Source organism: Mitsuaria sp. CC2 (genome assembly GCF_048957715.1).
Lineage (GTDB): Bacteria > Pseudomonadota > Gammaproteobacteria > Burkholderiales > Burkholderiaceae_C > Roseateles.
On sequence record NZ_JARVXN010000019.1, the window covers coordinates 78,940 to 101,513 of the forward strand.

The window sequence follows — 22,574 nt, forward strand, 5'->3', positions numbered from 1 at the left end:
ATCTGCTTTGCTTTGCACCGTTCCCGGAAAAAAGGGCCGCTCCCTCGTGAGGCGCGGCCCGCAAGCCGGGGCGGGGTCGCCGCGGCAGTCGGAACCGATGGCACGACGCCACGGCGCTCAGGCGCCGAAGCGGTGCTCCAGCTCGATCCAGCCTTGCCGGCCGTGCGGCGAGTAGTAGCCCACCGGGTAGTACGGCCAGGTGGCGCTCGGATCGCGACGGATCTTGTCGAACAGGTTGTTGACGATCAGGCTGACGCTGGTGCGCTTGCCGATCTGCCAGGCGGTGCTGGCGTTGAAGTTCCAGTACGGGCCCAGCGTGCCTTCCTGGTCCTCGCGATGGATGCGGCCGTTGCGCTGCGCCGAGAGCGCGTGCGTCCAGTCGCCGGTCTGCCAGACCACGCTGGCATTGAGCCGGCTCGGCCAGTCGCTGAAGTCGGACGTGCCGACCACGTTGCGGTTCTCATCGCCGGCGAACTGCTGGTACTTGAAACTCTTCACCCGCGTGTACTTCGCGTCGACCGTCCACTTGCCCCAGGACGCGGTTCTCCACGAGTAGCGCGTGCCGACGTCGACGCCCCAGGTCGATTCGTTGGCCGCGTTGATCGGGTTGACGCGGACTTCCGCGACCTCGCCCGGCCGGACCAGCGCGTCGGCCGGATTGCGGCGCACGCGTGCGATCGCGTCGACGCAGGTCGGCGACTGGATGTCCTTGACGCCGGTGCGGCAGTCCGATTCGTCGCGCAACACGCCGTCGGCGCTGAGGTCGGTGACCAGGTCGCGGATGGCGATCTTCCACAGGTCCAGCGACACGTCGAAGGACGAGGCCGGCTGCCACACCGCACCCACGCCCCAGGAGCGGCCGCGCTCGGACTTCAGGTCCGACGAGCCGGTCCGCACGAAGTTGAAGCCCGGCGAGACGTCCGCGAAGTCGCAGGTCGACAGCGGCTGGCCGGTCTGCTTGCAGCGGTAGTAGTCCGTCGACGACGAGTAGTAGCCCTTCGTCTGCTGCGCGAAGATGTAATTCATGTCCGGCGCGCGGAAGCTGGTCGCGTGCTGCGCGCGCAGCAGCAGGGAAGACAGTGGCCGGAACTCGAGGCCCGCGTTGTAGGTCGTGCTGCCGTCGCTGCGGCCGGCGAATTCGTAGCGGTCATGCCGCGCGGCGAGCGTCGCGGTGAGCTGCTTCGTGATCGGCGCGTTGAGCTCGCCGCCGAGCGCCAGCCGCTCGCGCGTGCCGCGCACGGTCGCCGAGGCGCTCGTGTTGTAGAACACGCCCTGCCCCAACCGCGGATCCGCTTCGTTGCGGAAGCCTTGCGTGCCGGCTTCGGCCACGACGGCCGCGCGCACCGGTCCGCCGGGCAGCTGGAACCACTCGCCGCTGGCGGAAGCGCTCAGCTGCTGGTTCCAGCTGGCGTTGCGCGTCCAGCTGCGGTCGGTGACGCTCTCCACGTCCTGCGGCGTCAGCGGCCGGAACAGGCGCGCCGGATCGGCCGAATAGATCGGCGTGCCGTCGGTCTCGGTGCCGAGCTGCTGTCCGAGCAGCAGCTGCTCGATGCCCGCAGTCAGCCGCGGCGTCGTCGTGCGGTTCAGATAGTAGGAGCTGTTGGCCGCGACCTCGAAGGTCCAGGTGCCGGTGAGCTCCCCGCGCGCGCCGACGGCCACGTTGTGCGTCGCGTCCTGCCACTTGCGGTTGAAGTTGTCCACGCCGCCGAGTTCCTCGGGCGCGAAGCGCCGCGTCCAGATTTCCAGCTGGCCAGTCGTTGCGTTGCGGAAGTAGCCCTTGTTGGCGATGTCCGAAGTCCACGTCGGACCGCGGGTGTTGTTCTCGGTCCTCGCCCAGCCGAACTGGCCTTCGGCGAAGAGCTCGAGGCCGTGGTCCAGCGCAAGCGTCAGCGAGCCCGCAGCCTGCGCGCTGCGATTGCCGGTCTGCGTGGTCCAGTAGGTCGTCGAAGCACGGCCGCTGCCGCAGTAGATGCCGTTCTTCGCCGTGTAAGGCGAGACCGAGCCCTCGAACAGCGATCCCGCGCCCGCGCAGCCGTCGGTCGGCGCCAGGTAGGCGCCGCCGTTGGCATTGCGCCGGCCGATGACGACCGACGGTGCGGCACCCTTCAAGGTCGTGTCGGCCATGAAGTCGCGCTGGCGGCTCCAGATCGGCTGGCGTCCGCTCAGTTCGACGCCCCACACGCCTTTCAGTGGACCCGCATCGAGACCGCCCGTGATCTGCGCGCGGGCGTTCTCGCCGCCGCCGCGTTCCGTGCCGCCGGCGCGCAGGTTCACGGTGACGCCGTCGACATGCTTCTTCAGCACGATGTTGACGACCCCCGCGATCGCGTCGGAGCCGTACACCGACGACGCCCCGCCGCTGAGCACCTCGATGCGGTCGATCAGCGCGGACGGGATGTTGGCGATGTTGACGAAGTTGACCGAGCCCTCATAGGCGGTCGGGTAGTCGGCGACGCGCCGGCCGTTGACCAGCACCAGCGTGTGGTTGGGTCCGAGGCCGCGCAGGCTGATCGCGTTGGCGGCCGGCGTGAAGGTGTTGCCGTAGTCCTCGCCCTGCGTGAAGCCGGTGTTCTCGGTCAGGCTGCTCAGCGCGTCGGAGACGTTCTTGTAGCCGAGGCGGTCCAGGTCTTCCGACTTGATGACGGTGATCGGACTCGGCCCCTCGCTGTTGACGCGCGAGATGCGCGAGCCGGTCACGACCACCGACGGCAGCGGTGCGTCCTTGGCCGCCGCCGTGTCCTGCGGCGCCGCGGCGGAGGCCGCGGGCGTGACGGACGGTGGGGCCTGTTGCGCGAAGGCGGCGCTGACGGGGAAAGCGGCGGCCAATGCCGCGGCCAGTGTGGCGGCCGGTCCGGTGTGGCGGGCCACGTGCTCGACGAACTGCTTCAAGAGACTTCCTTGTGGGAGTGAACAGGTGAGCCCGTCACTCTAGGAAGCGACCTCGCCGCGATGAACCAATGCTTTCTGCGTTGCTTAGCTGTGCACCCGGTCTATGCACATGAGGAATTTCTTTCGGCACCCCTCGAGGGGATGAGGTCCGCTCAATCCGAGCCGTTCGGCGCGACGCGCGCCTGCTCCACCAGCTCGCGCGACAGCGGCGGCGCGAAGGTCTCGATGAAGGCGTAGACGTAGTCGCGCAGGTAGGCGTCGCGACGCACCGCCAGTCGCGTCAGGTTGTCCGCGAACAGGTGACGCGCATCGATCGAGCGCAGATGCCGGTCGCGTTCCTCGTCGTAGGCGATCGCGGCGACGATGCCGACGCCCAGACCCAGTTCGACGTAGGTCTTGATCACGTCCGCGTCCATCGCGACCAGCACGACGTTGAGGTCCAGCCCCGCCGCGGCGAAGGCATCGTCGATGTGCGAGCGGCCGGTGTAGCCGGTCTCGTAGGTGATGACCGGGAACTCGGCCAGACGCTCCAGCGTCAGTGGCGTGCCGGCGTCGGCTTCGGCCTCCAGCGGATGGCCGGGCGGCACCAGCACCGTGTGGGTCCAGCGGTAGCAGGGCAGCGTCAGCAGCTGCGGATGCAGCGCGAGCGCTTCGGTGGCGATGCCGATGTCCGCCTCGCCGTCGATCAGCAGGCGCGCGACCTGCTGGGGCGAACCCTGAGTGAACTGCAGGCTGACTTCCGGATGCGATTCGCGGAAGTCGCGCACCGCTGGCGGCAGCGCGTAACGCGCCTGGCTGTGCGTCGCCGCGATGCGTAGATGGCCGCTGTCGGCGCGGGCGAAGTCCTCGCCGGCGCGGCGCAGGTTCTCGGCCTCGCGCAGCAGGCGCTCGACGATGGGCATCACGTTGCGACCCGGCTCGGTGAGCCCGGTCAATCGCTTGCCGGCGCGGATGAAGATGTCGATGCCGAGCTCGTCCTCGAGTTCGCGGATCTGGCGGCTCACGCCGGGCTGCGAGGTGTGCAGCGCCTGCGCCACCTCGGTCAGGTTGAAGTTGCGGCGCTGGGCCTCGCGGACGGATCGGAGTTGTTGGAAGTTCATCGTCGGCCACATCGATCGGGGGGAAACTGCGGGAAAGCAGATTGCTTATGCGGATTGATTATTCGAATCCGCGACCCCGGTGTCCTCCAACAAAAACCGATAAGCATTCCCGCGCCGGATGCATGTGCATAGAAGATGAATCGTCGTTCCCTGCTGCCTTCGCTCCCGTGGTCGACCGTCGCGCGCCCGATCGCCTGCGCCCTCCTCCTGTGCGCGCCCGCCGCGACCTGGGCGGTCGAGAAGTTCGTCTGGCTGATGCCCGAGGTCGACACGGTGGCGACGCCCGCGCCCGGCGCGGCTTCGGTGCCCGTGCGGCGCGGCCTGGCGCAGCCGCTCTCGGACTATCTGACGGCAAACTGGGGGACGCCCGCGAAGCACGAGGTGCTGATCGCCAACGTCAAGCGCAGCTGGCGCATGGTCGAGGACGGCGAGCCCGCCTGCCACCTCGGCGTGCTGCGGACGCCGGAGCGCGAGGCCGTCGCCTACTTCTTCGATACCCACCTGATCCCGCCGCACCAGCTGATGGTGCGGCGCCACGCGCTGCCCAGACTGCCGCGGCTGCCGGACGGCGATGTCGACCTGGAGAAGATCTGGGCCGACAAGCAGCTGCGCGGCGCGGTGGTCGCGGGACGCAGCTACGGACGCGCGCTGGATGCGCTTCTGGCCAGGCGGCCGGCCGGCGTGATCGACGAATACACGACGCCGGATTTCGGCGGCAACATGCTGTCGATGATCGCGGTCGGCCGCGCCGACTACACGATCGAATTCGATTTCGTGCTGGCCAACCAGCAGGAGTTCCGCGCCATCGGCGCCGCGAGCGGCAACGGCAAGGTCTCGACCGCCGACCTCGTCAGCGTGCCGATCGAGGGCTTCAGCAGTCCGGTGATCTCGGGCATCGCCTGTCCGCGCAACGCCTGGGGCAAACGCACCATCGAGCAGGTGGAGCGCGTCCTCTCCCCGCCGCAGGCGCGGCAGTTCATGCGGGACGAATTCATCTCCCACCTGAGCCCCGAGGCCAAGGCCCGCTACGGTCCGCGGATCGACGCGTTCTACTTCTACGCGAAGCCGGCGGCCAGCGCGCCGAAGTGAGAGCGGTCGCTCAAGCGTCCGGATCCATCGCCTCGCGCACCGCTTCCTCGGTCAGTTCGGCCACGCATTCCTGGAGGAAGCGATAGGCGAAACCGCGCAGGTAGTGCCCGCGCTTGAGCGCGATGCGGGTGGTGTTGGGCGGGAACAGGTGGGTCGCGTCGATCAGCTGCAGGCCGGCGTCGCGTGCGGGCTCGAAGGCCATCGCCGCGATCACGCCGACGCCCAGCCCGATCTGCACGTAGGTCTTGATGACGTCGGCATCGAGCGCCGACATCACCAGGTCCGGTGCCAGGCCAGCCGCGGCGAAGCTCGCGTCGATGCGTGCGCGGCCGGTGTAGCCCTCGTGGTACGTGATCAGCGGCTGCTCGGCGAGCGTCTCCAGCGTCAGCGGCTGGCGCGTCAGCGCATGCCCTTCCGGCACGACGACCGCGTGGCGCCATTCGTAGAACGGGAAGGTGACGAACGCGTCGTCCTTGCCCAGCGCCTCGGTCGCGATGCCGATGTCGGCTTCGCCCGATTGCAGCAGCGAGACGATCTCCGACGGACTGCCCTGATGCAGCACCAGGTGCACGCGCGGATACGCGGCCTTGAAGCGCGCCACGACCTGCGGCAGCGCATAGCGCGCTTGCGTGTGCGTCGTCGCGATCGTCAGCTGGCCCTGGTCGGCGCTGCTGAACTGCTGCGCCAGACGCTTGATGTTGCGCACGTCCTGCAGCATGCGGTCGACGACGACCGCCAACTCCTTGCCGGGTTCGGTCAGCCCGAGCAGGCGCTTGCCGCGACGCTGGAACAGTTCGACGCCGAGTTCGTCCTCCAGGTCCTTGATGTGCTTGCTCACCCCCGACTGCGAGGTGAACAGCGCGGCCGCCACCTCGGTCAGGTTGAAGTTCTGCTGCACCGCCTCGCGGACGATGCGCAACTGCTGGAGGTTCATGCCGCCTGGTCGATGCCGAACAGGCTCAGGCGCGAAGCCTGCAGCCGCACGTGCTGACCGGCGGAGAGCTGCAGCGCTTCGGCCTGTTCGCGGCTGAGTTCCGCTTCCAGATGCTCGCCCTGCGCGCCGCGCAGTTCGACTCGCGCGGCGGCGCCGAAGGCCAGCACGCGTTCGACGGTCGCCGGCAGACCCGGCGCATCCTGCGACGGGATGATCACCAGCTCGTGCGGACGCGCATACGCCTGCACGAGGCCGTGCTGAGCGCCTTCGATCGAAGCGGCGGCGCCCTGTGCCAGCGTCTGGTCGCCGACGCGAACGATGCCGCTGTCCACGCGGCCTTCGAAGCGGTTGACCGCGCCGAGGAAGCCGTAGACGAACGGGGTCGCCGGACGCTGGTAGACCTCGATCGGCGAGCCGACCTGTTCCACGCGGCCGTGATCCATCAGCACGACGCGGTCGGCGACTTCCAGCGCTTCTTCCTGGTCATGCGTGACGAAGATGCTGGTGATGTGCAGCTCGTCGTGCAGGCGGCGCAGCCAGCGACGCAGCTCCTTGCGGACCTTGGCGTCCAGCGCGCCGAAGGGCTCGTCCAGCAGCAGCACGCGCGGCTCGACGGCCAGCGCGCGGGCCAGCGCGATGCGCTGGCGCTGGCCGCCGGACAGCTGCGGCGGATAACGGTCGGCCAGCCAGTCGAGTTGCACCAGCTGCAGCAGCTCATGCACCTTGCGCTTGATCTCGGATTCCGGCGGACGCTGCTTGCGCGGTTTCACGCGCAGCCCGAAGGCCACGTTGTCGAAGACCGTCATGTGGCGGAACAGCGCGTAATGCTGGAACACGAAGCCGACTTCGCGCTCGCGCACATGCGTGTCCGACGCATCGGCGCCGTCCAGCAGCACCTGGCCGCGGTCGGCCGTCTCCAGCCCCGCGATGATGCGCAGCAGCGTGGTCTTGCCGCAGCCCGACGGGCCCAGCAGCGCGGTCAGTTCGCCGGTGGGGAAGTCCAGGCTGACGTCGCCCAGCGCGGTGAAGCTGCCGAAGGACTTGTGGATGTTGCGGACCTGGATGCTCATGCTTCTTCCTTCACGACACTACGCGTCGCTTGCCATTCCACGAGCTGCTTGAGCCCGAGCGTCACCAGCGCCAGCAGGGCCAGCAGCGATGCGACCGCGAAGGCCGCGGCGAACTGATATTCGTTGTAGAGGATCTCGACCTGCAGCGGCAGCGTGTTGGTCTGGCCGCGGATGTGGCCCGAGACCACCGACACCGCGCCGAACTCGCCGAAGGCGCGCGCGTTGCACAGGATCACGCCGTAGAGCAGGCCCCACTTGATGTTGGGCAGCGTCACGTGCCAGAAGGTGCGGAAGCCGCTGGCGCCGAGCACGGTCGCTGCTTCCTCTTCGTCCCGGCCTTGCGCCTGCACCTGCGGGATCAGCTCCCGAGCGACGAACGGGAAGGTCACGAACACGGTGGCCAGCACGATGCCGGGCACGGCGAAGATGATCTTGACGTCGTGCTCCTGCAGCCACGGGCCGAACCAGCCCTGGGCGCCGAAGATCAGCACGTAGATCAGGCCCGCGACCACCGGCGAGACCGAGAACGGCAGGTCGATCAGCGTGATCAGCAGCTGCTTGCCGCGGAAGTCGTGCTTGGTGATGGCCCAGGCGGCGCTGACGCCGAAGACGATGTTCAGCGGCACCGAGATCACCGCCGCCAGCAGCGTGAGCTTGATCGCGGAGACCGCGTCGGGCTCGATCAGCGAGGCGAGGTAGGTGTCCCAGCCCTTGCGCAGCGCCTCGGTGAAGACGGCCGCCAGCGGCAGCAGCAGGAACAGGGCGAAGAAGGACAGGCCCAGCGTCAGCAGCGTGTAGCGCACCCAGCGCTTCTCCGCCGTGGCGGGGTTGCCCTGGTAGTGGCCGGCCGGGCGGGCGCGGCCGAGCGATGCGGCGGATCCGGCCATGTCAGCGCTTCCCGTCGAGTCCGTTGCGACGCAGGCTCCAGGCCTGCAGTCCGTTGATGCCCAGCAGCAGCAGGAAGGAGAACACCAGCATCACGACCGCGATCGCGGTGGCGCCGACGTAGTCGTACTGCTCCAGCTTGGTGATGATCATCAGCGGGGTGATCTCGCTGACGAAGGGCATGTTGCCGGCGATGAAGATCACCGAGCCGTACTCGCCCACCGCGCGCGCGAAGGCCAGCGCGAAGCCGGTCAGCAGCGCGGGCGTCAGCATCGGCAGCACCACCAGTCGGAAGGCCTGCCAGCGATGCGCGCCCAGCGAGGCGGCGGCTTCCTCCAGCTCCGTGTCCAGGTCCTCGAGCACCGGCTGCACCGTGCGCACGACGAAGGGCAGGCCGATGAAGATCAGCGCGATCAGCACGCCCAGCGGCGTGAAGGCCACCTTGACGCCCAGCGGCTCCAGCCACTGGCCCATCCAGCCGTTGGGCGCGTAGAGCGCCGTCAGCGCGATGCCGGCCACGGCGGTCGGCAGCGCGAAGGGCAGGTCGATCAGCGCGTCCACCAGCTTCTTGCCGAAGAAGTCGTAGCGCACCAGCGACCAGGCCAGGATGAAGCCGAAGATCACGTTGATGAACGCGCCCAGCAGCGCCGCGCCGAAGCTCAGCCGGTACGAGGCCAGCACCCGCGGCGAGGTCGCCGCGGCCCAGAAGGCCTCGGCGCCGTGGCCGGCGGACTTCAGGAAGACCGCGCACAGCGGGATCAGCACCAGCAGCGAGAGATAGAAGAGCGTGAAGCCCAGCGTCGGTGCGAAGCCGGGCAGCACGCGGCGTCGCTTGCGGGCGGGCGCGGGGGCGGCCTGCGTCGCGGGGAGCACGGCGGTGTTCATCGTGAGGTCGGAGGATCAGCGGAGCGGGGTCGGGAGGGGCGTCGGCGGCGTCTGGACCATCGGTGTCGGCGATGCGCGGACGCGACGTCGATCAGCGGCGCGCGGCCATGATCTGGTCGTAGGTGCCGCCGTCGGCGAAATGGGTCTTGCCGACCTTGGCCCAGCCGCCCAGCGTCTGGTCGACGGTGAAGAGCTTGATCGGCGCGTAGCGCTTCTCATGCTTCTTGAAGATGGCGGCATCGCGCGGGCGGAAGTTGTTCTGCGCGATGATTTCCTGGCCTTCCGGCGTCCACAGGAAGTCCAGGTAGGCCTTGGCCAGCGCGGCGGAACCGCGCTTGGCGGCGACCTTGTCCACGACCGCGACCGGTGCGTCGGCTTCGATGGAGAGGCTGGGTGCGACCACCTCGAAGTTGCCCTTGCCGAACTCGTTCTCGATCAGCTCGGCTTCCGACTCGAAGGTCAGCAGCACGTCGCCGATGCCGCGTTGTGTGAAGGTGGTCGTGGCGCCGCGGCCGCCGCCGTCGAGCACCGGCACGTTGGCCAGTACCTTGGAGACGAAGTCCTTGGCCTGCGCGTCGGTGCCGCCCTTGGCGACGACGCTGCCCCACGCGGCCAGGTAGCCGTAGCGGCCGTTGCCGGTCACCTTGGGGTTGGGGATGATCACCGAGATGCCGGGACGCGCCAGGTCGGCCCAGTCCTTGATGCCCTTGGGGTTGCCCTTGCGGACCAGGAACAGCATGGTCGAGCTGTACGGCGCGGCGGCGTTGGGGAACCTGCTGCGCCAGTCCGCGCCGGTCAGGCCCTTCTCGGCCAGGGTGTCGACATCGGTCGCCTGGTTCATCGTGACCACGTCGGCCTCCAGGCCGCCGATCACCGAACCGATCTGCTTGGACGAGCCGCCGTGCGACTGGTTCACCGTGATCGTCTGGCCGGTCTTGGCCTTGTACGACGCGATGAACGCCGGATTGATCTGCTTGTAGAGCTCGCGCGCGACGTCGTAGGAGACGTTCAGCAGCGTGGTCGGCTGGTCGGCCGCGCTCGCCAGCATCGACGACCCCAGCAGCGGCACCGCCGCAGCCAGCATCAACGCCTGGCGGCGCGAAGCGGAGAACAGGGGACGGGCGTTCTGGTGGGCGTTGTTCTGGGTCATGGCGGACAGGGCAAGCAGGCGTGGGCCGGCGACGTTGAAGGTCGGGCTGCGAAGCTTGCCAAACAGTCCTTATTCCAGGAACGATTGTTTGGGCATTTGCTTATCTCGCATAACGCATATGCGAGGGCGACGGAAAAGCGCCAGGACCGCGAACGGACACCGCCGGAAGCGCCTCCCCCAAGACCCCGAGGGCGGCCCCCGGTCGCGACCTGGGCTCTCACCATGCCTTCCCGGCGGCCGTACTGCCGCCGCCGGCGGGGGCGACATGGGCGCGCCCCGTGGAACGGAGTCTGGGCGCCGGCCGCGCATGACGCCAATGCGCAATGGGCGCAAGCAGCTGCGCGACCCTCATATGGGACGCTTCCGCCTGACGGAGGGCCCGAGTGGCGCCCTGTGGACAAGTCGGATAGTCTGGGGTCTCGAAGGCGCGGCGACAGTTCGTCGCCGCGCACGCAGAGAACGACATCGGACGAGCGAGGAACCGCCTCCATGATGAATGCCCCGATTCCCGACAACGAAGCCGACCGGATCCAGGCCTTGCGCGAGCTTTTCGATCGCATCGTCGAGTTCGCCGCCGACGAATTCGGCGTGCCGATCGCGCTGATCAGCCTGGTCGACGACCACCGCCAGTGGTTCAAGGCTCGCTACGGGCTGGCGGTGTGCGAGATGGACCGCAAGAGCAGCTTCTGCGGCCACGCGATCCATGTGCCCGAGGTGATGGTGGTGGAGGACGCGACGCAGGATCCGCGCTTCGCCGACAACCCGATGGTGCTGGGCGATCCGAAGATCCGCTTCTATGCGGGCGCGCCGCTGGAGGTCCGGCCGGGGGTGCGCATCGGCACGCTGTGCCTGATCGACCGGCGACGACGCACGCTGGATGAAACCGACCTGGCCATCCTGATGAGCCTGCGCGACCTGGCGGTCTCGGAACTGGTGGGCCAGACGGTCGAGGAGGGCCAGTGATGCCGGGCTCCCGACGACAACTGCTGCTGGTCGATCCGCATTCGCTGTTCCGCCGCACCGTCGCGATGGTGGCGCGTCAGTTGCAGATCGCGGAGGTCCATGAGTCGAGCAGCCTCGAGGCGGCGCACCGCCTGCTGGAAAGCCAGCCGATGGACGGCCTGCTGCTGGACATCGGGCAGGGGCTGGAGGCGCTGGCGCTGCTGCAGAGCGTGCGCGCCGGCGCGTTGCGATGCGCGGCGGGAACGCCGGTCGCGCTGACCGCCGAAGCCTGCGATCTGTCGACGGCGCAGCTCTACAAGGAGCTGGATGTGCGAAGGATCATGCTCAAGCCGTTCAAGGTGAAGACGGCGCTGGAAGTGATCCAGGATCTGGCCGAGCCACCGGCGCCTCCCGGCGTCAAGCACTAGCCTCCCGTCCTGTCCCGCTCTCCCGGCTGCTGGAGCGGGCGTGATACATGCCGAAAGGTGCCCGGAGGGAGGGCGAGCGAGAATGGCTCACCGCCACCCCCAAGGCCGGCAGCCCGTGCGACCCACGGCGAACCGGTGCATCGATGAACGTCCAATTCAAGAACTCGGTGGCTCTCGCCACGCCCATCCTGGCGCTGGACCGCGCCGCCTACCAGGCCCTCGCGCCCAAGCTGCCCAAGCGCACCCAGCAATGGCTCGCGACCCTGGGCTTCTCCGCCGCGCCGGACACCTTCGCCCTGGTGCCGGGCGAGGACGGCAAGCTCGCGCAGGTCTTCGCCGGTGTGGCGCACGCCGCCCACCCGTTCGGGCTGTCGGCGCTGCCGCTCGCGCTGCCTGAAGGCGCCTACACCCTGTCGCCCGACGGCCTGCCGCTGCAGGACGAGGCCGCCGCGCTGTCCTGGGAACTGGGCTGCTACCAGTTCGACCTCTACAAGCCGCGCAAGCGCCAGCCGGCGCAACTGCTGATCAAGAGCAGCCCGGACGGCCAGCGTGGCCTGGCGATCGCCACCGCGATGACTGCGGTGCGCGACCTGGTCAACACGCCCGCCGAGCACATGGGCCCCGACGAGCTGTCCAAGGCTGCGGCCGTCGTCGGCAAGCAGCACGGCGCGAAGTTCAAGGAGATCGTCGGCGACGACCTGCTGAAGAAGAACTTTCCGGCGATCCACGCCGTCGGCCGCGCCAGCACCCGCGCGCCGCGCCTGATCGAGCTGAACTGGGGCAGCGACAAGCATCCGCGGCTGACGCTGGTCGGCAAGGGCGTGTGCTTCGACACCGGCGGCCTGGACATCAAGCCCGCCGACGGCATGCGCCAGATGAAGAAGGACATGGGCGGGGCGGCCAACACGCTGGGCCTGGCCACGCTGATCATGGCGCTGAAGCTGCCGGTGCGCCTGCAGGTGCTGATCCCGGCGGTGGAGAACTCGATCAGCGGCAACGCCTACCGTCCGGGCGACGTGATCAAGACCCGCGCCGGCCTGCACATCGAGATCGGCAACACCGACGCCGAAGGCCGCGTGATCCTGTGCGACGCGCTGGCCTATGCCGTCGAGTGCAAACCCGAGCTGATCATCGACCTGGCCACGTTGACCGGCGCGGCCCGCATCGCGCTGGGCGCGCAGCTGCCGGCGCTGTTCACCAGACACATGGACACGGCGCGCGACCTGGTCGACCTGGGCCTGAAGATGGACGACCCGCTGTGGCACCTGCCGCTGTGGGCGCCCTACAAGGAAGGCATCACCTCCAGCATCGCCGACATCGTGAACACCGGCCGCAACGCGCTGGGCGGCGCGATCAACGCGGCGCTGTTCCTGGAAGCCTTCGTTCCGGCCGAACAGGACTGGCTGCACATCGACCTGTTCGCCTGGAACGACATCGCGCGCCCGGGCCGCCCGGTCGGCGGCGAGGCCCAGACGATCCGCACGCTGCTGGCCTACCTCGAGGAACGCTTCAGCGCGTGATCACTCGCCCGCGCGCAGCCAGGCGGCAGCGCGCTCCGCGATCATCAGCGTGGGCGAATTCGTGTTCCCGCTGGTGATCGTCGGCATGACGCTGGCGTCGATGACGCGCAGGCCCGACACCCCGCGCACGCGCAGGCGGCTGTCGACGACGGCGCCCTCGTCGTCGGCCCGGCCCATGCGGCAGGTGCCGACCGGATGGAAGATGGTCGTCGCGATGTCGCCGGCCAGCCGGGCCAGTTCCTCATCGGTCTGGAATTCGACGCCGGGCTTGTGCTCGCGCGGCCGGTAGCGCGACAGCGCCGGCTGCTCGACGATGCGCCGCGTCAGCCGCAGGCTGCGCGCGGCGATCTCCCGGTCCTCGGCGGTGCTCAGGTAGTTGGGCGCGATCGACGGCGCGTCGGCCGCATCCGCGCTGCGGATCGCGACCGTGCCGCGGCTGGTCGGATTCAGGTTGCAGACGCTCGCCGTGAACGCATTGAACGCATGCAGCGGCTCGCCGAACGCGTCCAGCGACAGCGGCTGCACGTGGTACTCCAGATCGGGCCAATCCTTGTCGGGACCGCTTTTCGCGAAGGCGCCGAGCTGCGAGGGCGCCATGCTCATCGGACCGGTGCGGCGCAGCGCGTACTCCAGCCCGATCCTGGCCTTGCCGAACCAGCTCGACGCCAGCGTGTTGAGCGTGCTGACGCCGTCGACCTGGAAGACCGCGCGGATCTGCAGGTGGTCCTGCAGGTTGGCGCCGACGCCGGGCAGGTCCTTCACGACCTCGAGGCCGTGCCGTTGCAGCAGCGCCGCCGGCCCGAGGCCCGACAGCTGCAGCAGTTGCGGTGAACCGATCGCGCCGGCCGCGAGCAGCACCTCGCCGCCCGGGTTCAGGCGGACGGTCTCCAGACCGTGGGGCGTGCGCACCAGCACGCCGTCGCAGCGGACCGCGCCGTCGGCCTGCCCGAACAGCAGCCGCTGCGTGTGCGCGCCCGTCCACATCTCGAAATTGGGACGCCGGTAGCAGGCCGGCCGCAGGAAGGCCTTCGCCGTGTTCCAGCGCCAGCCGTTGCGCTGGTTGACCTCGAAGTAGCCCACGCCCTCGTTGTTGCCGCGATTGAAGTCGGACGTCGCGGGGATGCCGGCCTCTTGCGCCGCCGCCGCGAACGCGTCCAGCACCGCCCAGCGGAGCCGCTGCTTCTCGACGCGCCACTCCCCGCCGTGCCCGTGCAGGGCCGGGTCGAAACCGGGCGGCCGCTCGGCTCCCTCGTCCAGACGCCAATGATCCTCGTGCTCCCGGAAGTGCGGCAGCACCGCGTCCCAGCGCCAGGCGTCGTCGCCGGTCGCCGCGGCCCAGCCGTCGTAGTCGCGCGACTGGCCCCGCATGTAGATCATCCCGTTGATGCTCGAGCACCCGCCCAGCACCTTGCCGCGCGGATAACGCAGGCTGCGTCCGTTCAGGCCGGCGTCGGGCTCCGTCCTGAACAGCCAGTCCGTGCGCGGATTGCCGATGCAGTACAGGTAGCCGACGGGGATGTGGATCCAGTGGTAGTCGTCGCGGCCGCCGGCTTCGAGCAGCAGCACGCGCTTGGACGTGTCGGCGCTCAGCCGGTTGGCGAGCAGGCAGCCGGCGGTGCCGGCGCCCACGATGATGTAGTCGAAGCGGCCCGAGGCGGTCTCGGGCGCCGCGTCGCGGTCAGTGCTTGGGTTGTCTCCGCCCATGTCTCTCTTGTCGTGATGGGTCTGTGAAGACCCATGCTGACCGAGCCGCGGGCGGCCGGCAACCACGTTGTCACCAAGAGCCGATGGCCTCTTCTTCCGGCTGCTCCGCAGTGCGCCCGTTCAGCGCGTACCAGTCGATGCGTCGCGTCAGCGCCATCACCGCCGCCAGGACCGCGAAGAGCAGCGAGGCGCCGACCACCAGCGAGGCCTTCTCCAGGTTCAGCAGGATGAACAGCGCGCCATAGAGCACCGCCACCAGCGCGCCGAAGCCCAGTCCGCGCAGCGCCGTGCCGAGCATGGCCGCGCCGTAGAAGGTCAGCAATCCGATCGCCGCCCCCGCCGCCAGCGCATAGGACAGCGCGAAGCTCAGGTGTTCGGACAGGCTGAGCAGCAGCAGGAAGAACAGCGTCATCGCCAGGCCCACGAGCAGGTATTGCACCGGGTGCACGCGGCGGCGGGCCAGCAGCGCCTGCAGACCGACGCTGACGAAGGTGAGCACGATGAACATCAGGCCGTACTTGATGGCGCGGTCGCTCATCACGTAGGGGTTGACCGGGTCGATCATCGAGAACGCCAGCGTGTCGGCGATCGATGCGTTCTTTGCGTCGCCCGTCGGCGCGGCCGGATAGCCGCCGGCCTCCGGATCGCGATCGATGCCGGGCAGTGCGCGTCCGGCCGCGACGTCTCGCAGCGCGGTGGTGGCGAGTTCCGACACCTGCCAGCTGGCCTCGAAGCCTTTGGCGTCTCTCGTGCTCGACACCGGCAGGAAGCGGCCGCCGAAGCTCGGATGCGGCCAGTCGGCGCGCAGCTTGACCTGCGTCGCCGACGCGGCCGGCACCACGCCGAAATCGGTCATGCCGATCAGGTTCATGGCCACGGACAGCGTCAACGGTTCGGTCAGCGGCTGTTCGGGCAGCACCGCGTGCAGACCGCGCGGATAGCTGTCGTTGCGGGTGCCGGGGCGCACCGCCAGCGGCGCCTCACCGCGCTTGATGCCGACCACGCGCAGTCCGCGTGAATCGCTGACCGCCACGACGACGCGCGGGGCGTCGCACTGGAGCCTGCCGGCGTGCTCCGCCTTCGGCGTCAGCGCCTCCAGCGAGTGCCAGCGCGCCTGCATCGCCACCTGTGCGGCGTAGGCGTTGATCTTGAACAGTCCGCGTCGGCGCGGCTCCTGGTTGAGCGTGCCGTCCACCGAGAGTTCGGCCGGCATCGCCGACACGATGAAGTCGCGTCGCGCGGTGCTCGGCGCGCCATTGGCGGCGACGATGCCCCACTCCTCGGTGCAGTTGCGTTGCACGACGGGGCCCAGCAGGACCTGTGGTCCCGCCTGCGCCGCGGCGACGCCGGCCTCCGCGGCGCGCTGCCGCCCCTGGCGCTCATCGACGAGCCAGCCGATGCGCATCAGCACGACCATCAGGAGCAGCGTCACGCCGCCCAGGATCACCAGCTTCCACCACAACGCCTTCATCTGCATCTCCTTCTCCTCGCCCCTCGGCGATCCACGGAAGGCGGCAGTCTCGGCAGCGGCGGTGAGTTCAGGACGAAGTTTGTGAGGCGACGGTGAAGAGCGGGAAGGCGAGCCGCACACGCAGTCCGGGCTGGGCCGGTTCGAAGCTCAATTCGCCGCGGTGCAGGCCGGCGATCTGGCGAACGATGGCCAGGCCCAGGCCGGACCCTTTGCGCAGGCTGCCCGGACGGGCCGTCGAGAAGAAGCGCTCGCCCAGTTGGGCGAACGCGCCCGCCGGCACGCCGGGGCCGTGGTCCCGCAGCTCGAAGAAGGCACGGGGACCGTGATCCTTCGCACCGTCCGTCCCACCGGTCGCGGACGCGATGCCGACCTGCAGCGACAACTCCGAGCCGGCCGGCGCGAAGTCGATCGCGTTCGTCAGCAGGTTGCTGATGGCCAGCGCCAGCATCTCCGGGTCGGCCTGCAGCTCCACCGCGTCGCGCCGCAGCCAGCGCACCGTCAGCCCCTGTTGCGCCAGTCGATCGCCGAGCAGCGCCAGTGCCTCGTCGACCGCGCCCGCGAGCGCCACCGGGCGCGGATGCTCCGGCCCGCGCCGCAGCTCCAGCGTGGAGAGCGCGAGCAGGCGTTCGACCAGTTCCGTCAGCCGCTCGCTCTGCGACACCACCTGGGCGGCGAAGCGTTGCCGGTCGGCGTGCGGCAGGTCCTCCTGGAGCAGCTCGCCGGCGCCGCGCAGCGCGGCCAGCGGACTCTTGAGCTCGTGCGTCAGCGCGCGCACCAGGTGCTCGAGATGCTCCCGCCCATCGAGCCGCTCGCGCATCGCATCCATCGCCTGGGCCAGATCGCCCAGTTCCCCCGGCACCTTCGGTGGCGTCTGACGCTGGCCGAGCTGCACCTCCTGCGCATAACGCCGCAGGCGCCGCACGGTGAGGATCATCCACGCGGTCACCGCCACGCCGACCGCGAGCGACACCGCCAGCAGGCCCAGGCCGGCGATCCAGATGCGGCGCTCGGCGCGGTAGATGATCTGCTGCACGGCCGCGGCCGGCTTGGCGACGGTGACGACACCGATCGTGCGCCCGTCCATGCGCACCGGCGCGGCCACGTACATCACCGGACTGCCCTGCCCGTCCCGACCGTTGCCGAGCGCGTCGGCATTGATGTAGGGCTTCAGCAGTTCCGGCGTCGAGCGCGCGCCGTACTCGCCGCGCAGGGTGCGGGCCACGTCGTTCCAGGCCGAATAGTCCTGGCCGACGGCCGGGATCGGGCTGGTGTCCAGCACGACGCGTCCGGCCGCGTCCGTCACGTAGATCCGGAAGTCCAGCGAACGCTTGCGGGCGGTGAGGATGCGCGCGTCGACCGGCCGCTCGGCATAGTCGCGCACCCGCTGCGCGAAGCGGGTGCCGGTCAGGTCGCCGCCGGGCGGCATCGCGGCGAGCTCGTCGCGCGCCAGCTCAGCCACCAGGTTGGCGGTGTCCACCATCATGTCCTCCATCACCTCGCGCACGCTGGGCTTGAATTCGCCCAGCACGACGCGCAGCAGGATGAAGGCGCTGAGGCCCGCCACCAGGAAGAAGCCGAGGAAGAGCCGCAGGCCGAGGCGCATCCGCCGTCACTCCAGCGAGTAGCCCATGCCGCGGTGCGTGCGGATCGGGTCGAGGTCGGGCCGGACCTGGCGCAGCTTGGCGCGCAGCGTCTTGATGTGGGTGTCCACGGTGCGGTCGCCGCTGTCGGCGTCCATGCCCCAGACGGCGTCCAGCAGGCTGTCGCGGCTGTGGATGCGTCCGGGCGCCTTCAGCAGGCGCAGCATCAGGCCCAGTTCGCGGCGCGTCAGCGGCAGGAGCTCGCCGTGGAAGCGGACGCGGGAGCCGTCGGCCTCGACGACGAAACCCGCGACCGCGGGCGCGGCCGGTTCCGCCGGCGCCTGGGCGCGGCGCAGGAGCGCCCGCACCCGGGCGACGAGTTCCCGATTGCTGAAGGGCTTGGCGAGGTAGTCGTCGGCGCCCAGCTCCAGGCCCAGCACCTTGTCGCCTTCCTCGCTGCGGGCGCTGAGGATCAGCACCGGCAGACGCGCCAGCGGGCCCCGGCGGAGTTCCCGGCACAGGTCCAGGCCGTTGCCGTCCGGCAGGCCGACGTCGAGGATCACCAGATCCGTCGCCTGCGCGGCCAGCGCCGAACGCGCCTCGTGCACCCAGCCGCAGGCGCGGACGCGGTAGCCCTCGCGCTCCAGCACGAAGCAGACGGTCTGGGCGATCGCGGGGTCGTCCTCCACCAGCAGGACCTGGCCCGCGAAAGGTGCGGGCGGCGGCGATGCGGGAGAGGAGGATGACGAGGAAGACGACACAGGCGACGTGGCGGCGGAAGACGTGCTCATGTCCGCGATCATCGCGGAGTTGCGGGGCGCCTTGCTCCGGCCAGCCCGCGGAGGTAGCGCAGGCCCTCGGCGGCGCGCGGGCCGTACCAGCTGATCAGTTCGCCATCGACCAGCCGGACGCGGGCGTTCGGGCAGAGCGCCTGCGCTTCGGCCAGATGCGCCTCACCGAAGCGGTAGGGCTCGGAACTGAGCAGCAGTTCGTCGACGTCCGCCAGCCAGGCTTCGTCGCCGATCACGACCGGATAACGCGCGGCCCCGTGCGAGCCGCCCTCGACCGGCGGCCAGGTCTGCCAGCCCACCTCGGCAAGCATGCGCGCGATGTAGGTGTCCCGCGCCACGGTCATCCACGGCGCACGCCAGATCAGGTAGAGCACCCGTCGTCCGGGCGGCTCCAGCGGAAGATCGGCGCGGAACGACCGGCAGGCGGCGAGTTCGCCGCGCAGCGCCTTCGCGAGGCGCTCCGCCCGGTCGCGGAGTTCGGGGACATCCGGCAGCGGGGCTTCGGAGTAGAGCGCTTCGCTTTCCAGGACATCTTTTCTGCCGGAAGGTTCAGACCTGACCCCCAGTTCGGCGGCAAAAACCTCCACCATCTCGACGATCTGGGCGATCAGGGTGAGGTTGTCTTCCGGTGCGCAGGGGTGAGTCACCACCAAATGGGGGATCTTGTCGCGCAGGGCCTCCACGGTGTCGAGGCGGTTCTCATCCACATTCACCACCACATGGCTGGGGCTGAGCGCCAGCAACTTGGGGAGGTTGACGTCCTTGGTTCCACCGATCTTTGATATTGCTGACACCGCTGTCGCAGGGTGAATGCAAAAACCGGTACGCCCGACGATCCAGGGGCCCAATCCAAGTGCGAACAGCAGTTCCGTCACCGACGGCACGAGCGAGACGATGCGCAGGCGCGGCGCGGCGGGCACCTCGTCCGGAAGGGGGATTTGCGGGGCGATGGGCGACATCCTGTGCGATTTAAGCAGTGTTGCATCCGCATAGTGGAAAACACCGATCACGAATCGATCGTCTCAGGAGTCTGATTTGCCCCACCAAGACGTCGGAGGCGGAGATTGTTGAGCGCCTTGGACACTGCTCGGGTTTGTGCGCATAAGCTGAAAAACAACAAACAGCTTGACGCGTTGCGAACCGCCAATCCTGTCACACATAATCGGATCGCCTGAATGCAGCGCCTTCGTATGAGTGGTTCACGATGGGTTGAAGCAGCACATTGGGTTATTTGGTTTTGAAAGGGCTTCCCCCATGGGAAACAAGCTATACGTGGGCAACCTCGCCTACAGCGTGCGAGATGAGACGCTCCAGGAGGCATTCGCGCCATTCGGCTCCGTCACTTCCGCCAAGGTCATGATGGATCGTGAAACCGGTCGTTCCAAGGGCTTCGGCTTCGTGGAAATGGCGACGGACGACGAAGCGCAAGCTGCCATCAACGGCATGAACGGTCAGGCCCTCGACGGCCGCGCGATCGTCGTCAACGTGGCTCGTCCGCGTGAAGACCGTCCGGGCGGCGGTGGCGGCTATGGCGGCGGCCGCTCCGGCGGCGGCGGCTACGGTGGCGGCGGTGGCCGTTCCGGTGGCGGCGGCTACGGCGGCGGCGGCGGTTACGGCGGCGGCGGCGGTGGTGGCGGCTACGGTGGTGGCGGCGGTGGCCGCTCCGGTGGCGGCGGCTACGGCGGCGGCGGCGGTGGCCGTTCCGGCGGTGGCGGCGGCTACGGTGGTGGCGGCGGCGGCAGCTACGGCGGCGGTCGCGGCGGCTACTGAGCCACGCACGGCAGGCGGGATCTTCCCGCCTCGCAATGAAAAAGGCGCTCCTCGGAGCGCCTTTTCTATTGGGGTTCAGGACAGGGTCAGGTCTCGCCCTGGCGATGCTTGCGCGGGCGCCCCGCCAGCAGGCGGTCGAAGACCGCGCCGGGCAACAGCCGCATGACCCGCGCCACGACGCCCATCTGCCACGGGATGAATCTCACCCGCGCCCCCGCCGCGATGGCCGCATAGGCCTTGCGCGCGAAGTCCTCCGGCTGCATCAGGAAGGGCATTCCATAGCGGTTCTCGCGCGTCAGCGGAGTATCGACATACCCCGGCGCAATCGTCACGACCTGCACGCCGTCGGGCCGACATTCCCCGCGCAGGCTCTCGCAATAACTGAACACGGCGGCCTTGCTGGAGCAGTAAGCGCCGTGTCCCGGCAGTCCGCGGATACCCGCGACGCTGGCGATGCCCACCAGCGTGCCGCTGCGTCGCGCCCGCATCGCGCTGATGAACGGATGGAAGGTCGCTGCCAGCCCGATGTTGTTGGTGGCATAGAGGCGCTGCATCACGGCCAGGTCCTCGTAGATCGCCGTGTCCATGCCGATGCTGATGCCGGCGTTGGCGATCACCACATCGGGCAGGCCTTGCTCCTCGATGCAGCGACGGCCGGTGGCCGCGATCGCCTCGATGTCGCTGACGTCGGCGCGGTATACGCGCCAGCGCGACGCATCCAGGGACTGCTGCCGGGCCCAGTCGGCCAGTTCCTCGACGCGGCGCGCCACCAGCGCCAGGTTCCAGCCCTCGCGGTAGTACTGCAGCGCAAGCGCCTGACCGATGCCGCTGGAAGCACCGGTGATGTAGACGAGTCGGGTCATGGCTTGCTGATGAAGGTCGCGGTGCCGGAGGCGGCCTTGGCAGGTCGGGCGGGTGGCCTGGCGGCCGCGCCGCTGGTTCCGGGCGTGGTGGTGGCGGCCCCGGGACCGGCGGCTTTCGCGACGCCCTTCTCCGTGCCCTTCTCCATGCCCTTCTCCATGCCCTTCTCCGCGGCCTGTGCGGCCTTCGAGACTGCCTTCGCGGGCTGCAGCGACGGGCGCACGCCGGGCTGCGCGGCGAAGGTCGCGCGACCGCCGCCGCTGAAGGTCAGGCGACCGGTCAACTGGTCGTAGACGAAGCTCTTCACCTGCATTTCGCCGCCCATGCCGACGATGCGCGCGGGCAGGTGCGACCGGATCTGCTGCTGCGGCACGAAGGCGTGCAGGAACTCGCCGTAGAGCTCCAGATCGGGCGGCTGCGCCGTGTCGCCGGCAGGGTAGCGCTTGACTTTCACGTCGCCCAGCAGCTGCACCTCGCTGCCGTCGCCGTTGGACACGCCGCGCTGCGCGTCCGCGACCAGCAGCTCGTCGAGCTTCCCGTAGGCGCGCAGCTGCGGCGCGTCGATCTCTAGGGTGTCGGTGTCCGGGTAGTGGCGCATCTCGCTGCCGATGATCCGGCCGGTGAGCCGCCCGTCGCTGCTGAAGCGCTGGACCTCGAAGCCGTTCATCCGGTAGTCCGGCTCATGCTTGGGCGCGGTCTTCTCGCGCGGCGCCTCGAGCTGCGGCGTGTTCTTGATGAGCCACCAGGTGAAGCCCGCCAGCGCCGCCATCAGCAGCAGCGGCACGTAGCTGGCCAGCATCGACTGCAGGCGCCACACCAGCGGCTGCGCGCGGCGGCGCGGGGCGGTCGGCGGCGGAACGAGTGCCGCCATCAGTGCCCGCTCCCGTCCAGCGTCTCGAGGTGGCCGTGCAGCAGCCGCGCGTACTGGCCGGCGGCCATGAGCAGCAGGTCGCAGAATTCGCGCGCGGCACCGTGTCCGCCGGCGGCCGCGGTCACGTGATGCGCCACGGCCTTCACTTCCGCGTGGGCCTGCGCCGGCGCGCAGGCGAAGCCCGCGCGCACCATCAGCGGGAGGTCGGGCCAGTCGTCGCCGATCGCGGCGACCTCGTCCCAATGCAGGCCCAGCTGATCGAGCAGCGGCTGCGCCGCGGCCAGCTTGTTCTTCGCGCCGTAGACGGCGTGGGGCAGGCCCAGATCGGCCACCCGACGCCGCACCGCCGGCGAGTCCCGGCCGGTGATCACGAGGGGCACGATGCCGCCCTGCGCCAGCAGCTTCATGCCGTGGCCGTCCAGCGTGGCGAAGGCCTTGATCGTCTCGCCCGCTTCGCTCAGGTAGATGCGGCCGTCGGTCAGCACGCCGTCGACGTCGAAGATCGCGGCCTTGAGGCCGAGCCCCGGTCCCTGCGCCTTCAACAGCAGTTCGGGCGGGAAGGACAGCGCGGGCTTGAGTTCTCGCACCACGGCCGGCATCGCCGCCGCCGGGTTGCCCGGGGTGTAGGAGGGCG

20 protein-coding genes are annotated in these 22,574 nt (G+C 69.4%); 5 read left to right on the forward strand and 15 right to left on the reverse strand.

Features of this window, described 5'->3' with window-relative positions; translation table 11 throughout:
• Window positions 1–117: 117 nt before the first annotated feature.
• Window positions 118–2,889, reverse strand: a complete 2,772-nt coding sequence (locus tag PV762_RS14515) for a TonB-dependent receptor plug domain-containing protein (RefSeq protein WP_421035726.1) — start codon at window positions 2,887–2,889, stop codon at window positions 118–120.
• A gap of 152 nt (window positions 2,890–3,041) precedes the next feature.
• On the reverse strand, window positions 3,042–3,989 hold the full coding sequence (locus PV762_RS14520) for a CysB family HTH-type transcriptional regulator (RefSeq protein ID WP_421035727.1): 948 nt from the start codon (window positions 3,987–3,989) through the stop codon (window positions 3,042–3,044).
• A 135-nt stretch (window positions 3,990–4,124) separates the two neighbouring features.
• Here PV762_RS14520 and PV762_RS14525 point away from each other — a divergent pair, with 135 nt between their 5' ends.
• Complete coding sequence (locus PV762_RS14525) at window positions 4,125–5,078, forward strand: hypothetical protein (protein WP_421035728.1); 954 nt, start codon at window positions 4,125–4,127, stop codon at window positions 5,076–5,078.
• Window positions 5,079–5,088: 10 nt separating this feature from the next.
• Here the strand turns inward: PV762_RS14525 and PV762_RS14530 are convergent, their stop codons facing one another.
• The 5 genes from PV762_RS14530 to PV762_RS14550 all read right to left on the reverse strand — a co-directional run bounded on the left by PV762_RS14530 (window position 5,089) and on the right by PV762_RS14550 (window position 9,936).
• The gene (locus PV762_RS14530; RefSeq protein WP_421035729.1) at window positions 5,089–6,012 is read right to left on the reverse strand and encodes a CysB family HTH-type transcriptional regulator; all 924 of its coding nucleotides are present in this window, start codon (window positions 6,010–6,012) and stop codon (window positions 5,089–5,091) included.
• The gene (locus PV762_RS14535; protein WP_421035730.1) at window positions 6,009–7,082 is read right to left on the reverse strand and encodes a sulfate/molybdate ABC transporter ATP-binding protein; all 1,074 of its coding nucleotides are present in this window, start codon (window positions 7,080–7,082) and stop codon (window positions 6,009–6,011) included. The genes PV762_RS14530 and PV762_RS14535 overlap by 4 nt, the downstream gene beginning before the upstream one ends.
• Window positions 7,079–7,969, reverse strand: coding sequence for a sulfate ABC transporter permease subunit CysW (cysW, locus tag PV762_RS14540; RefSeq protein WP_421035731.1), 891 nt, complete (start codon window positions 7,967–7,969; stop codon window positions 7,079–7,081). Before cysW ends, PV762_RS14535 begins: the two co-directional genes overlap by 4 nt.
• 1 nt (window position 7,970) lies before the next feature.
• The gene (cysT, locus tag PV762_RS14545; RefSeq protein WP_421035732.1) at window positions 7,971–8,852 is read right to left on the reverse strand and encodes a sulfate ABC transporter permease subunit CysT; all 882 of its coding nucleotides are present in this window, start codon (window positions 8,850–8,852) and stop codon (window positions 7,971–7,973) included.
• A gap of 91 nt (window positions 8,853–8,943) precedes the next feature.
• Window positions 8,944–9,936: a sulfate ABC transporter substrate-binding protein gene (locus PV762_RS14550; RefSeq protein WP_421035851.1), complete on the reverse strand. Its 993-nt coding sequence runs from the start codon at window positions 9,934–9,936 to the stop codon at window positions 8,944–8,946.
• A gap of 555 nt (window positions 9,937–10,491) precedes the next feature.
• Here PV762_RS14550 and PV762_RS14555 point away from each other — a divergent pair.
• From PV762_RS14555 to PV762_RS14565, 3 genes are all read left to right on the forward strand, one after another.
• Window positions 10,492–10,965, forward strand: a complete 474-nt coding sequence (locus PV762_RS14555; RefSeq protein ID WP_421035733.1) for a GAF domain-containing protein — start codon at window positions 10,492–10,494, stop codon at window positions 10,963–10,965.
• On the forward strand, window positions 10,965–11,372 hold the full coding sequence (locus PV762_RS14560) for a response regulator (protein ID WP_421035734.1): 408 nt from the start codon (window positions 10,965–10,967) through the stop codon (window positions 11,370–11,372). The genes PV762_RS14555 and PV762_RS14560 overlap by 1 nt, the downstream gene beginning before the upstream one ends.
• A gap of 143 nt (window positions 11,373–11,515) precedes the next feature.
• Window positions 11,516–12,892: a leucyl aminopeptidase family protein gene (locus PV762_RS14565; RefSeq protein WP_421035735.1), complete on the forward strand. Its 1,377-nt coding sequence runs from the start codon at window positions 11,516–11,518 to the stop codon at window positions 12,890–12,892.
• On the opposite strand, the gene PV762_RS14570 is transcribed toward PV762_RS14565, so the two are convergent.
• From PV762_RS14570 to PV762_RS14590, 5 genes are all read right to left on the reverse strand, one after another.
• Window positions 12,893–14,596, reverse strand: coding sequence for a GMC family oxidoreductase (locus PV762_RS14570; protein WP_421035736.1), 1,704 nt, complete (start codon window positions 14,594–14,596; stop codon window positions 12,893–12,895).
• Window positions 14,597–14,666: 70 nt separating this feature from the next.
• Window positions 14,667–16,073 carry a cell envelope integrity protein CreD gene (gene creD / locus PV762_RS14575; protein WP_421035737.1) on the reverse strand — a complete coding sequence of 469 codons (1,407 nt, stop codon included), beginning with the start codon at window positions 16,071–16,073 and terminating at the stop codon, window positions 14,667–14,669.
• 61 nt (window positions 16,074–16,134) lie between these two features.
• Window positions 16,135–17,670, reverse strand: a complete 1,536-nt coding sequence (gene creC, locus PV762_RS14580) for a two-component system sensor histidine kinase CreC (protein WP_421035738.1) — start codon at window positions 17,668–17,670, stop codon at window positions 16,135–16,137.
• Between the two features lie 6 nt (window positions 17,671–17,676).
• Entirely contained in the window at window positions 17,677–18,438 is a 762-nt protein-coding gene (gene creB / locus PV762_RS14585; RefSeq protein WP_421035739.1) for a two-component system response regulator CreB, read from the reverse strand.
• Between the two features lie 8 nt (window positions 18,439–18,446).
• Window positions 18,447–19,397, reverse strand: a complete 951-nt coding sequence (locus PV762_RS14590) for a helical backbone metal receptor (protein WP_421035852.1) — start codon at window positions 19,395–19,397, stop codon at window positions 18,447–18,449.
• A 295-nt stretch (window positions 19,398–19,692) separates the two neighbouring features.
• Between PV762_RS14590 and PV762_RS14595 the strand changes: the two genes are divergently transcribed.
• On the forward strand, window positions 19,693–20,208 hold the full coding sequence (locus tag PV762_RS14595; protein ID WP_421035740.1) for an RNA recognition motif domain-containing protein: 516 nt from the start codon (window positions 19,693–19,695) through the stop codon (window positions 20,206–20,208).
• Window positions 20,209–20,294: 86 nt separating this feature from the next.
• Here PV762_RS14595 and PV762_RS14600 read toward each other — a convergent pair whose 3' ends face one another.
• Genes PV762_RS14600 through PV762_RS14610 form a run of 3 tightly spaced genes read right to left on the reverse strand, consistent with a single transcriptional unit; the run spans window position 20,295 to window position 22,539 of the window.
• Entirely contained in the window at window positions 20,295–21,071 is a 777-nt protein-coding gene (locus PV762_RS14600) for an SDR family oxidoreductase (protein WP_421035741.1), read from the reverse strand.
• Entirely contained in the window at window positions 21,068–21,940 is an 873-nt protein-coding gene (lptC, locus tag PV762_RS14605; protein WP_421035742.1) for an LPS export ABC transporter periplasmic protein LptC, read from the reverse strand. Before lptC ends, PV762_RS14600 begins: the two co-directional genes overlap by 4 nt.
• Window positions 21,940–22,539 (reverse strand): KdsC family phosphatase, encoded by a 600-nt coding sequence (locus PV762_RS14610; RefSeq protein WP_421035853.1) that lies wholly within the window; start codon window positions 22,537–22,539, stop codon window positions 21,940–21,942. The genes lptC and PV762_RS14610 overlap by 1 nt, the downstream gene beginning before the upstream one ends.
• Window positions 22,540–22,574 lie beyond the last annotated feature (35 nt).